General features: G+C 46.9%; 6 protein-coding genes, 1 tRNA gene and 2 rRNA genes. 6 read left to right on the top strand and 3 right to left on the bottom strand.

What is annotated here, in order from left to right; all coding sequences use genetic code 11:
• Both AC0VXX_RS13285 and AC0VXX_RS13280 read right to left on the bottom strand, forming a co-directional pair.
• A tRNA-Phe gene (locus AC0VXX_RS13285) sits at window positions 1-76 on the bottom strand.
• Between the two features lie 629 nt (window positions 77-705).
• Window positions 706-1,464 (bottom strand): outer membrane protein assembly factor BamD, encoded by a 759-nt coding sequence (locus AC0VXX_RS13280; protein ID WP_475514619.1) that lies wholly within the window; start codon window positions 1,462-1,464, stop codon window positions 706-708.
• A gap of 122 nt (window positions 1,465-1,586) precedes the next feature.
• On the opposite strand from AC0VXX_RS13280, the gene rluD reads away from it, so the two are divergent.
• The 4 genes from rluD to AC0VXX_RS13260 all read left to right on the top strand — a co-directional run bounded on the left by rluD (window position 1,587) and on the right by AC0VXX_RS13260 (window position 6,708).
• Window positions 1,587-2,558, top strand: coding sequence for a 23S rRNA pseudouridine(1911/1915/1917) synthase RluD (rluD, locus tag AC0VXX_RS13275; RefSeq protein ID WP_475514618.1), 972 nt, complete (start codon window positions 1,587-1,589; stop codon window positions 2,556-2,558).
• A complete protein-coding gene (gene pgeF / locus AC0VXX_RS13270; protein WP_475514617.1) occupies window positions 2,558-3,277 on the top strand; it encodes a peptidoglycan editing factor PgeF in 720 nt (239 codons plus the stop codon). Before rluD ends, pgeF begins: the two co-directional genes overlap by 1 nt.
• Window positions 3,278-3,388: 111 nt before the next feature.
• The gene (gene clpB / locus AC0VXX_RS13265; RefSeq protein ID WP_475514616.1) at window positions 3,389-5,962 is read left to right on the top strand and encodes an ATP-dependent chaperone ClpB; all 2,574 of its coding nucleotides are present in this window, start codon (window positions 3,389-3,391) and stop codon (window positions 5,960-5,962) included.
• Between the two features lie 416 nt (window positions 5,963-6,378).
• Window positions 6,379-6,708 carry a hypothetical protein gene (locus tag AC0VXX_RS13260; protein ID WP_475514615.1) on the top strand — a complete coding sequence of 110 codons (330 nt, stop codon included), beginning with the start codon at window positions 6,379-6,381 and terminating at the stop codon, window positions 6,706-6,708.
• Window positions 6,709-6,766: 58 nt separating this feature from the next.
• Here AC0VXX_RS13260 and AC0VXX_RS13255 read toward each other — a convergent pair whose 3' ends face one another.
• Entirely contained in the window at window positions 6,767-7,210 is a 444-nt protein-coding gene (locus AC0VXX_RS13255; protein ID WP_475514614.1) for a DUF4124 domain-containing protein, read from the bottom strand.
• Between the two features lie 1,322 nt (window positions 7,211-8,532).
• Here AC0VXX_RS13255 and AC0VXX_RS13250 point away from each other — a divergent pair.
• Both AC0VXX_RS13250 and AC0VXX_RS13245 read left to right on the top strand, forming a co-directional pair.
• Window positions 8,533-10,079: ribosomal RNA gene (locus AC0VXX_RS13250) — 16S ribosomal RNA — on the top strand.
• Between the two features lie 346 nt (window positions 10,080-10,425).
• Window positions 10,426-13,319, top strand: a 23S ribosomal RNA gene (locus AC0VXX_RS13245).
• Together the 16S and 23S rRNA genes form the textbook arrangement of a ribosomal RNA operon.
• The last annotated feature ends 64 nt before the right edge of the window (window positions 13,320-13,383 follow it).

The following is a 13,383-nucleotide window of genomic DNA, read 5'->3' as shown; positions in this document are numbered from 1 at the left end:
TGGTGCCCGAACCCGGAATCGAACCAGGGACACGAGGATTTTCAATCCTCTGCTCTACCGACTGAGCTATTCGGGCGACGGGGTGCATTAAATAGCTTTTCGGGATTTGAGTCAACCCATTTATTAAAAATATGCTTCAAAAGCTTCCGTTTGAATAAGTTTTGCACGAAACGTGCTTTTTTATAGCAATAATCATTTTAAAGCCGTGTTTAGGTTAGTGTGAGGTTTTACGGGATGCTCCCTATGGGGTAATCGATGAAGAGGTGTTCGGCCTGTTAAATACGATTACGGTATACAACAAGATGAATGCTTGTATGGTTAGTCGCAGATGTAAGTTAGAGAATCAGAGTGGTCTCAGTGGCTTAGTATTGCGGTTTAGATTGTCATTCAACATTGTTTTAGCGGGCGGGTAAGATAAGCGAATATGTTAAATAGGAGGTCGCACTTAACGAGTTGCTCAGTCGGGACCATAGTACCTGTGAGTGAAGTTCACGGGCGCAACGCTATGTTGTAAGTTGGTGGGGACACAGACAAGACTGTGCTAGGTCGCTCTTTAGTGATGTGCGTAAACTTAAGACTTAATTTAAAACAGAGGGCTTAACGCGTCAAAAAAGGCAACATGCGTGGAGGGGGCAAAATGTGTAACTTAGGCTGACATCAGTCGGTTCACCGTTGATGCCTGCCAGAGCGTTAATATATCAGTAGTTATTTTACTAATTGATTATCAGGAAAGTTGCTTTGCATCACCAATAACACATGCTCTTTAAGTTGCTCTTGTCCAAGCTCCTCATAAGCCGTCGCCATGATCTCTAAGGCGCGTTCAGTGTAAGGAGTACCAGGATACGATTCCATCACGGTTTGCGCTCTCACTGCCGCAGCGCTCCATGCATTCATCTTGATATAGTACTCGGCAACGGTAATTGAGTACTTTGCCAGACGATTTTTTAAAAATTGCATACGTTTTTGCGCATCAGCAGCGTATTTGCTGTTAGGATACGACTTTATCAAACGGTCAAAATCTTTAAAGGCATCTTGCGCCGCTTTTGGGTCTCTATCTGTCCTGTCAATATTCAACATGTCATGAAACATGTAATTATCTGACTGCATATTGACGAGTCCACGCATATAATAGACGTAATCTATATCTTTATGGGTGGGATTTAAGCGAATAAAGCGATCGATATTGGCGATACCAGAAGCTGGATCGTCAAGTTTGTAGTATGCGTAAATCAGGTCTAATTGCACTTGAGTTTTGTGTGAACCGAACGGATAACGAGAGTCCAACGCTTCCAGTGAGCGCACAGCTTTACTGTAGTTGCCTAACTCCATTGACGTTCTAGCTTGTGAATAAAGCACTTCAGGCGATGATTTAGTTAGTTCGATATCATCTTCTGGAGTACTACTGCAAGCCGCGAGGGCCAGTGATAACAAGGCGACAGCTGCGCCTTTGGCAAAATTATGCATACTTGAATTCGATTCTTTTTAAGTTGTAGTTAAGAATTTTTCCATTTCAGGATAAAATAGAAACAATCCGATTGTAACAGATAGCACATTATTTTGGACCCCAAAACGCGGGTACGGTTCCTATGACACAAGAGATTAATCTAAAAAGCGAGATAACAGCAACACAAACTGGTCAAAGATTGGATCAAACTTTGGCCGAAATGTTCCCTGATTATTCGCGTACACGCATTAAAGAGTGGATACAGGCAGGCGCTGTCTATGTCGACGGTGTAGTGCAAACTAAGCCACGAGAAAAAGTACTCGAAGGCCAAGAAATTGAAGTGCAAGCTACGTTGCACGAAGAAACGAAAGCTGAAGCACAAGCCATTGACTTAAACATTGTCTATGAAGATGACCATATTTTGGTTATCAATAAGCCTGCTGGCTTAGTGGTGCATCCAGGTGCAGGTAACAGTGACGGTACCTTGCTAAATGCGTTATTGCACTATTGCCCTGAAATCGAGTTGGTGCCAAGAGCGGGTATCGTGCATCGTCTCGATAAAGACACCACAGGATTAATGGTGGTGGCTAAGACGGTGGAAGCGCAAACTCATTTAGTGGCGGCATTGCAAGCACGTGAAATTGTGCGTGAATATGAAGCGATAGTACAGGGCACCCTTATTTCGGGTGGCACTGTGGATGAGCCTATTGATCGTCATCCGACTAAGCGTACTCATATGGCTGTGGTACATAATGGTAAGCCAGCGGTTACCCATTATCGTGTCGCAGAAAAGTTTCGAGCCCATACGCGCTTGAGATTGCGCCTTGAATCTGGTCGTACGCATCAGATCCGCGTGCATATGGCCCATATTGGTCACGTATTAGTGGGCGATCCGGTTTACGCTGGCCGTCCGCGTCCGCCTAAAGGGGTGACGCCTGAGTTTTTCGAGATCTACATGGGCTTTAAGCGCCAAGCGCTACATGCGATCAGACTTGAGCTAGCTCATCCATTCACGTGTGAAATCATGAGCTGGCAGGCGCCAGTGCCTGATGATATGGTGCAATTGACTCGAGCGTTGCGTGAAGATACCAAAGCGCATCCGACCGATTATTAATGCTACCATCAGACTGGCTTATACCTAAAGGGGTGAAGCTCGCCTTCACCCAAAGACAGGGTGGTGTAAGCCAGCCGCCTTTCGATAGTCTTAATCTCGGTACCCACGTGGGTGACTCGTTCACCGATGTTATGCAAAATCGCGCGATTATTAGAAGCTCGTTAGCACTGCCATGTGAGCCAGCTTGGTTAGAGCAGGTGCATGGTGTCAAAGTGGTCGATCTTGATAATGATCAACAACGAGTTGCCGACGGCAGTTTTTGCCAAAGTACTAATCATGTTTGTGTCGTGCTGACTGCAGATTGCCTTCCGGTGCTTATTTGCGATAAACAGGCTACGCAAGTGGCTGCTGTTCATGCCGGTTGGCGCGGCTTGTGCGATGGCATTATTGAAGCTGCGATAGCGCAATTTGATGCGCCTGCCGATCAGCTATTGGTTTACCTAGGGCCTTGTATTGGTGCTACAGCCTTTGAAGTTGGTGATGACGTCAGGCAGCAATTTATCGCTAAACATCCGCAAACAGCGTTGTTTTTTAGCCCTCATGGCCATAAGTATATGGGTGATCTACAAGGGATCGCACGCTATCGGATTGAGCAAGCGGGTGTTGCACGCCTGTTTTGCTTACCCGATTGTACTTATACCTTGAAGCAACGTTATTTCTCCTATCGCCGCGAGTCTGTTACCGGACGAATGGCATCCTTAATTTGGTTAGAAAAGTAGCAACTTTTTGGCCTTTAACGCCTGCTGAAACTTGAATTAAGCAAAAATGCCCCCATCTTTAAATTAACAAAATACTGAAGGTTGACTTCATTCGTTAGTTTAGGAGGTTGTATGCGGCTTGATCGTATGACAAATAAATTTCAGATAGCCATCTCCGATGCTCAATCATTAGCGTTGGGGCGTGACCATCAGTTCATTGAACCCATTCATTTAATGATGGCATTGCTTAATCAAGATAGTGGCTCTATCCATCCTTTGCTGACTCAAGCTGGGATCTCAGTGAGTACACTTCGCTCATCATTAAACCAAGAGCTTGAGCGTTTACCTCAAGTTGAAGGTACTGGTGGAGACATTCAGTTATCGCAGGCGTTAATTCGCTTGTTAAACCTATGCGATAAATTAGCGCAAAAGCGCAATGATAAATTTATTTCAAGTGAACTCTTTGTGTTGGCAGCCATAGAAGGCAGTGATGCGTTGGCACAGTGCCTTAAAAAGTCTGGTGCGACCAAAGAGTTGTTGGAGCAAACCATATTGCAAATTCGCTCTGGTAAAAATATTGATGATCCTAATGCGGAAGATCAGCGTCAGGCATTGAAAAAGTTCACTGTAGATTTAACGGAGCGCGCCGAGCAAGGTAAGTTGGATCCTGTTATTGGCCGTGATGATGAGATCCGTCGTACTATCCAAGTGCTGCAGCGTCGTAGCAAAAACAACCCAGTCTTGATTGGTGAGCCTGGTGTGGGTAAAACGGCGATTGTCGAAGGCTTGGCACAACGTATCATTAACGGTGAAGTGCCCGAAGGGATCAAAAATAAGCGGGTATTGTCGCTCGATATGGGCGCATTGATTGCAGGGGCTAAATATCGTGGTGAGTTTGAAGAGCGCTTAAAGGCGGTGCTCAACGAGCTTGCACAAGAAGAAGGCCAGGTTATTCTGTTTATCGATGAGTTGCACACCATGGTCGGCGCCGGTAAAGGCGATGGTGCCATGGATGCCGGTAACATGTTAAAACCTGCGTTAGCCCGTGGTGATTTACACTGCGTCGGTGCAACAACGTTAGATGAGTATCGTCAATATATTGAAAAAGATGCCGCGCTTGAGCGTCGTTTCCAAAAAGTGTTGGTCGATGAGCCTAGCGTGGAAGACACTATCGCGATTTTGCGTGGACTCAAAGAGCGTTACGAGTTGCATCATCATGTTGAGATCACCGATCCGGCGATTGTGGCGGCGGCGAGCATGTCTCACCGTTATATCTCGGATCGTAAATTACCGGATAAAGCGATCGACTTAATTGACGAGGCGGCATCGAGTATTCGTATTCAGATCGACTCAAAACCTGAGCCGCTAGATAAACTTGAGCGCCGGGCGATTCAGCTTAAGCTTGAAGAGCAAGCGTTGAGTAAAGAGAACGATGAAGCGAGCTTACGTCGCCTAAGTACGCTGCGCAGTGAGCTACGAGAAGTCGAAGAGAAAGTTGCAGAGCTTACTGAGATTTGGCATACCGAGAAAGCAGCCTTGGCTGGTACTCAGCATATTAAAGCCGAACTCGAACAGGCTAGAATGGATATGGAAGTGGCGCGTCGTGCGGGGGATTTAACCCGAATGTCAGAGCTACAATATGGCCGTATTCCTGAGCTTGAAAAGCAACTTGATTTAGCTTCTCAAGCTGAAATGCAAGATATGACCTTGTTGCGTAACAAAGTGACCGATGTCGAGATCGCAGAGGTGCTCTCAAAGGCCACAGGTATTCCTGTGTCTAAGATGCTCGAAGGCGAGAAAGAGAAGCTCTTACAGATGGAAGATGCGTTGCATAAACGGGTAATTGGTCAAAATGAAGCCGTCAATGCCGTTGCTAATGCTATCCGTCGTAGCCGCGCAGGTCTTGCGGATCCTAACCGCCCCATTGGTTCATTCTTATTCCTTGGACCAACGGGTGTGGGTAAGACAGAGCTGTGCAAATCGCTAGCGAAGTTTTTGTTTGATACCGAAGCGGCGATGGTGCGAATCGACATGTCGGAATTTATGGAGAAGCATTCAGTATCACGTTTAGTGGGTGCGCCTCCAGGATATGTGGGTTATGAAGAGGGTGGCTACTTAACCGAAGCGGTGAGACGTAAGCCTTACTCGGTTATCTTACTCGATGAGGTTGAGAAAGCGCATCCTGATGTATTCAACATCCTGTTACAGGTGCTTGATGATGGTCGTTTGACCGATGGACAAGGTCGTACGGTTGATTTCCGTAATACTGTGGTCATCATGACATCGAACTTAGGTTCAGACATTATTCAAGAGCGTTTTGGTGTAGCGACTTATGCCGAAATGAAAGCTGAAGTAATGAATGTCGTGACCCATAGTTTTAGGCCTGAGTTCCTTAACCGTATTGACGAGAGTGTCGTGTTCCATCCGTTAGAGTCAGAACACATTGCACATATTGCTAAGATTCAAATCGATAATCTTCGTGCTCGTCTTGCAGATAAGGACTTTGAATTAGAGATAAGTGATGACGCATTGGCGTTAATTGCTCAGGCTGGTTTCGATCCTGTCTATGGTGCGCGCCCATTAAAACGTGCATTGCAGCAAGAGGTTGAAAACCCATTAGCGCAGCGTCTATTACGAGGTGAGTTAATCCCCGGTAAGCCAATCCATATTGGCAGCGCCGGTGGTGAGTTGACCTTTACTCAATAACGATGCGTAAGAGGTGTTAATCAATAGTCAGTACCATCGCTAATTTGACTTGTTAGCCTCTCCAACCGAAAAGCCCGAACTTATTATATTGAGTTCGGGCTTTTTTATTGGGTTAATCGTCCAATAATTTACCATCATTAACAAGGCTGCAGTGGTCTGGAAATGTTAACCCGTAAATTTATGATTGAGTTGAGGGATTTAACCTAGTGATTTTGCAATCACTATAAACATCAACTACCTTGCTAATAGTGTTTTGCCTTGTAGTTTCAATATCGACTCGTTGTTAATAGGTTTAATTGAGTTGCCACAGAGTTAAGCCATCATCGAGTGGATATTCCAATTAATGATGCCTTACCTTATATCGTCACCGCTATACTTACAGCGTGTTGAACGTCATTGTACTGAAGGAGTCATGAATGAATGCCAAATTAGCCTTATTGTTAGGAATAGCTCTTGCATTAACTGGGTGTAGCAGCTCATCGAGTACCACGCCTGAATCGTTAACAAGTGCAACTTATATAGGTGTCGGAAATGTCGAATATGATAGCTTGTATCACTATGGTTACAATATAGGCTGTCGTAGCGCGGTAACAGTGAAGATTGACCCCACTAATAATGTTAACGTCGAGTCAATGAAAGATCCCGTCCTCGATGGATTAACTGAATTTGATAAAGGTTGGCGTTCAGGCGTTAAGGCTTGTGAGGATGGCATTAGCCGTTCTATGTATAGTGTGGGAGCGTCATAGATTGACGCTCAGTTTAAAATAGAATTACTGGTGCTAAGTTCTCATGGAGCAAGTCGGTTTATTTTACACATAATAGGCTGATTTTCTCTTGTTGCGCCGACATGGCAGCTTGCCTTTGTTCTTCCGTCATTCTCTCCATATCACCTGTTTGTTCATTTTTTCGTGTCAGTCTGGTGTGGGTGTTAAGTAGGTTGAGTTGATGTTTAGCATTGCTACAAATCGCTTTTGCTTGTGCTTTATCTTGTAGCACTATTGCTTCTGCTGCGGTTTGTTGGGGGCTTTTAGCTGGCAGGCTAACTTCACTCTCTTTTGGCGCAATAAATCCCACTTTCTGTTGTTCTATCTCTTCGCTGTACAATGTTTCCGATGGCTTTTCTGGTGGGACCTGTTGACTGTAATGAGTCACCCCATTCTCATCGACCCACTTATAAATTGTTGTCGCCAATACCGCAGGGCACAATAGTAGTGTAAGTAATAGTGCATAGTACCGATTTTTAATCATCTTGCTGTCCATAATAAGATAAGCGTGTGTGCTACCTGATTTTATATACCTAACGAAATATGCGCTACCTGCCAGTTAAGCAGATTATCAACGTGAGGCAAAAATAGCTTCTATCGTGTCAAGATAACGCCGCCATCAAGGATATGCAAAACTTAAACAACATTACGTTAAACAGCAAATGTGACCGCTTCGTTGACGCAACATAGTCACTGGAAATGAACCAGTACTTAAATAAGGGGCAAAATATAGGGTGCAAAATGGTCCAATTGTTTATTAGGACCATATTCAATAGAACAAATCCACTTCCCTTTTTCTGTGCCTGTATGCAAAAGCCCCTAAGGGATGCCGAGTCAGAGGCGGAAGCTAAAAGGGCGTTTGGCTTAGGCTTATTTTTGCATGTTGATGAAGATGGCGGTGGGCACATCATACTAATGTCAAGCCGCATTAGGCTAAGCTTGATATCTAAAGCATAGCTCCTATTACCTACGATGTAGACGATAGAGAGACTAACTATGGCGCACCTATCATCGACGCTCAGTAATCTATCGACTCGATAAATAATTTTTGGCAAATTTTTACACATTTTCTGCAAAGTGAATCAATCTGTGCCAGACTTATCTTCCCGCTTAGCAATGCCTCGTTAAATACCGAGCCATTTATCGCATGATAATTGAGCATCTTGAGTGGGCAAGTGACTTTTATAGAGCGGTTTTATCGTTTTTTGTTTGAAAAATGCGCGGGCGTGATTTAATCCGGAAAAAGTCCTTGCGCCCAACCGAGAACTACCTATAATGCGCATCCACTGACACGGCACAGCAGGCCAACTACCTAGGTAGTACGGGACTTGCAGCTAAGTCAGTATCTCTTTTAACAAAGAGATGCGAGTTAAACTCTTCGGAGATTTAATTCAGGTGACAAGCGCTTTTAAGGGCTTCGATTGGTGACTTCTGTTTAAGAAATCATCGCTTGGAAAACTTCTTAAAATAAGCACTTGACGCCAACAACGGGACGTGTAAAATACGCATCCCTAAGCCAACGACCTAGCGTCAACGGCAGCTAACTTAACGCATTAATTGCTCTGATGTTAGCAGCGCTCTTTAACAAGATGGAACAAGAAATCTGTGTGGACACTCACAGGTGTTGAGTTAATCGAAATTGCCTAACCTTCGGGTTGGCAATCAAAGAATTAAATCAACCAATTCTTTCACTTTCTCTCACGAGAGGTGATGAGTGTTCATAGCAATATGTACAAAGAATTAATCGCAAGATTAGTTCGAACAGAATTCGTTGAGCCGTTTGACGTAAGTCAAACAACAAAACTTTAATTGAAGAGTTTGATCATGGCTCAGATTGAACGCTGGCGGCAGGCCTAACACATGCAAGTCGAGCGGTAACAGGAAGAAAGCTTGCTTTCTTTGCTGACGAGCGGCGGACGGGTGAGTAATGCCTAGGGAACTGCCCAGTCGAGGGGGATAACAGTTGGAAACGACTGCTAATACCGCATACGCCCTACGGGGGAAAAGAGGGGACCTTCGGGCCTTCTGCGATTGGATGTACCTAGGTGGGATTAGCTAGTTGGTGAGGTAATGGCTCACCAAGGCGACGATCCCTAGCTGTTCTGAGAGGATGATCAGCCACACTGGGACTGAGACACGGCCCAGACTCCTACGGGAGGCAGCAGTGGGGAATATTGCACAATGGGCGCAAGCCTGATGCAGCCATGCCGCGTGTGTGAAGAAGGCCTTCGGGTTGTAAAGCACTTTCAGCGAGGAGGAAAGCTTAAGCGTTAATAGCGTTTAGGTGTGACGTTACTCGCAGAAGAAGGACCGGCTAACTTCGTGCCAGCAGCCGCGGTAATACGAGGGGTCCAAGCGTTAATCGGAATTACTGGGCGTAAAGCGTACGCAGGCGGTTTGTTAAGCGAGATGTGAAAGCCCCGGGCTCAACCTGGGAATTGCATTTCGAACTGGCAGACTAGAGTCTTGTAGAGGGGGGTAGAATTTCAGGTGTAGCGGTGAAATGCGTAGAGATCTGAAGGAATACCGGTGGCGAAGGCGGCCCCCTGGACAAAGACTGACGCTCAGGTACGAAAGCGTGGGGAGCAAACAGGATTAGATACCCTGGTAGTCCACGCCGTAAACGATGTCTACTCGGAATTTGGTGTCTTGAACACTGGGTTCCCAAGCTAACGCATTAAGTAGACCGCCTGGGGAGTACGGCCGCAAGGTTAAAACTCAAATGAATTGACGGGGGCCCGCACAAGCGGTGGAGCATGTGGTTTAATTCGATGCAACGCGAAGAACCTTACCTACTCTTGACATCCAGAGAATTCGCTAGAGATAGCTTAGTGCCTTCGGGAACTCTGAGACAGGTGCTGCATGGCTGTCGTCAGCTCGTGTTGTGAAATGTTGGGTTAAGTCCCGCAACGAGCGCAACCCTTATCCTTATTTGCCAGCACGTAATGGTGGGAACTTTAGGGAGACTGCCGGTGATAAACCGGAGGAAGGTGGGGACGACGTCAAGTCATCATGGCCCTTACGAGTAGGGCTACACACGTGCTACAATGGCAAGTACAGAGGGTTGCAAAGCCGCGAGGTGGAGCTAATCTCACAAAGCTTGTCGTAGTCCGGATTGGAGTCTGCAACTCGACTCCATGAAGTCGGAATCGCTAGTAATCGTGGATCAGAATGCCACGGTGAATACGTTCCCGGGCCTTGTACACACCGCCCGTCACACCATGGGAGTGGGCTGCACCAGAAGTAGATAGCTTAACCTTTCGGGGAGGGCGTTTACCACGGTGTGGTCCATGACTGGGGTGAAGTCGTAACAAGGTAGCCCTAGGGGAACCTGGGGCTGGATCACCTCCTTACCTATACGACTAACTCAATATTTGCTGAGTGTTCACACAGATAACTTGTTCTTGTTAGAGCAGGTGGCACGTCTTAACGGCGATGCTTGTTCTTTAAAAATTTGGAAAGCTGATAGTGTTAATGTGAAAGGGACTGTGATTGCTTACTTTGTAGGTGGTTATGGTTTGTAGCATTGACGCGAAAATTAAAATTGAGTTCTCAAACACTTAAATCAAGTGCCGAGTCATTGTAATGATGATTCATGAGTATTCTTTTGGCGAAAGTAAACACCATTAGTTGCGATACAACATCAAGCTTACCCGCTTGATAAAGTTTGTTTCCTTGTGAAACTCATTTGGGTTGTATGGTTAAGTGACTAAGCGTATACGGTGGATGCCTTGGCAGTCAGAGGCGATGAAGGACGTAGTAACTTGCGAAAAGCGTTGGCGAGCTAGTAACAAGCATTTGAGCTAACGATGTCCGAATGGGGAAACCCACATGCATAAGCATGTATCACAACATGAATACATAGTGTTGTGAGGCGAACCCGGGGAACTGAAACATCTAAGTACCCGGAGGAAAAGAAATCAACCGAGATTCCCCTAGTAGCGGCGAGCGAACGGGGATTAGCCCTTAAGCGTAGAGGGTGTTAGTGGAATGTGTTGGAAAGCACAGCGGCACAGGGTGATAGCCCCGTACATGAAAACTAACTTTACGTGAAAACGAGTAGGACGGGACACGTGACATCTTGTCTGAACATGGGGGGACCATCCTCCAAGGCTAAATACTCCTGACTGACCGATAGTGAACCAGTACCGTGAGGGAAAGGCGAAAAGAACCCCTGTGAGGGGAGTGAAATAGAACCTGAAACCGTATACGTACAAGCAGTGGGAGCGGTTCTTGAGACCGTGACTGCGTACCTTTTGTATAATGGGTCAGCGACTTACATTTTGTAGCGAGGTTAAGCGAATAGCGGAGCCGTAGGGAAACCGAGTGTTAACTGCGCGTTTAGTTGCAAGGTGTAGACCCGAAACCCGGTGATCTAGCCATGGGCAGGTTGAAGGTTGAGTAACATCAACTGGAGGACCGAACACACGTATGTTGAAAAATGCGGTGATGACTTGTGGCTGGGGGTGAAAGGCCAATCAAACCGGGAGATATCTGGTTCTCCTCGAAAGCTATTTAGGTAGCGCCTCGAGCGAATACCATTGGGGGTAGAGCACTGTTAAGGCTAGGGGGTCATCCCGACTTACCAACCCTTTGCAAACTCCGAATACCAATGAGTACTACTCGGGAGACACACGGCGGGTGCTAACGTCCGTCGTGAAAAGGGAAACAACCCAGACCATCAGCTAAGGTCCCAAAGTTATTGCTAAGTGGGAAACGATGTGGGAAGGCTTAGACAGCTAGGATGTTGGCTTAGAAGCAGCCATCATTTAAAGAAAGCGTAATAGCTCACTAGTCGAGTCGGCCTGCGCGGAAGATTTAACGGGGCTAAGCAATACACCGAAGCTATGGGTACTAGCGCTTGCGCTAGTGCGGTAGAGGAGCGTTCTGTAAGCCGTTGAAGGTGAAGGGGTAACCCACGCTGGAGGTATCAGAAGTGCGAATGCTGACATGAGTAACGATAAAGGGGGTGAAAAACCCCCTCGCCGAAAGACCAAGGGTTCCTGTCCAATGTTAATCAGGGCAGGGTGAGTCGACCCCTAAGGCGAGGCCGAAAGGCGTAGTCGATGGGAAACAGGTTAATATTCCTGTACTTCTGCTAACTGCGATGGAGAGACGGAGAAGGCTAGGCTAGCGCGGCGTTGGTTGTCCGCGTTTAAGGCTGTAGGTGGTGCACTTAGGCAAATCCGGGTGCACATACACTGAGAGTTGATGACGAGGTTCTACGGAACTGAAGTAGTTGATGCCATGCTTCCAGGAAAATCTTCTAAGCTTCAGGTTAGCAGGAATCGTACCCCAAACCGACACAGGTGGTTGGGTAGAGAATACCAAGGCGCTTGAGAGAACTCGGCTGAAGGAACTAGGCAAAATGGTACCGTAACTTCGGGAGAAGGTACGCTCCTGTTGGTGATGAGACTTGCTCTCTAAGCTGACGGGAGTCGCAGATACCAGGTGGCTGCAACTGTTTATCAAAAACACAGCACTGTGCAAACTCGCAAGAGGAAGTATACGGTGTGACGCCTGCCCGGTGCCGGAAGGTTAATTGATTGGGTTATCTTCGGAGAAGCTCATGATCGAAGCCCCGGTAAACGGCGGCCGTAACTATAACGGTCCTAAGGTAGCGAAATTCCTTGTCGGGTAAGTTCCGACCTGCACGAATGGCGTAATGATGGCCACGCTGTCTCCAGCCGAGACTCAGTGAAGTTGAAATTGCGGTGAAGATGCCGTATACCCGCGGCTAGACGGAAAGACCCCGTGAACCTTTACTATAGCTTGGCACTGAACATTGACCCTACATGTGTAGGATAGGTGGGAGACTTTGAAGCAGGAACGCCAGTTCTTGTGGAGTCAACCTTGAAATACCACCCTTGTAGTGTTGATGTTCTAACTCTGGCCCCTGAATCGGGGTTGAGGACAGTGCCTGGTGGGTAGTTTGACTGGGGCGGTCTCCTCCCAAAGAGTAACGGAGGAGCACGAAGGTTGGCTAAGTACGGTCGGACATCGTACGGTTAGTGCAATGGCATAAGCCAGCTTAACTGCGAGACATACACGTCGAGCAGATGCGAAAGCAGGTCATAGTGATCCGGTGGTTCTGAATGGAAGGGCCATCGCTCAACGGATAAAAGGTACTCCGGGGATAACAGGCTGATACCGCCCAAGAGTTCATATCGACGGCGGTGTTTGGCACCTCGATGTCGGCTCATCACATCCTGGGGCTGAAGTCGGTCCCAAGGGTATGGCTGTTCGCCATTTAAAGTGGTACGCGAGCTGGGTTCAGAACGTCGTGAGACAGTTCGGTCCCTATCTGCCGTGGGCGTTGGATGATTGAAGGGAGCTGCTCCTAGTACGAGAGGACCGGAGTGGACGAACCGCTGGTGTTCGGGTTGTCATGCCAATGGCATTGCCCGGTAGCTACGTTCGGAATCGATAACCGCTGAAAGCATCTAAGCGGGAAGCGAGCCCTAAGATGAGTCATCCCTAGGACTTTAAGTCCTCTAAAGGGCCGTAGGAGACTACTACGTTGATAGGCAAGGTGTGTAAGCGTTGTGAGGCGTTGAGCTAACTTGTACTAATGACCCGTGAGGCTTAACCATACAACCCAAAAGGGTTTCAGTTAATGGTTAACTTTAGCGAAAGAATACCGCCACTTGATTTAGT

It is taken from the genome of Shewanella sp. QJM3NY_23 (genome assembly GCF_056173105.1).
This window is presented reverse-complemented; position numbering and strand designations above follow the sequence as displayed.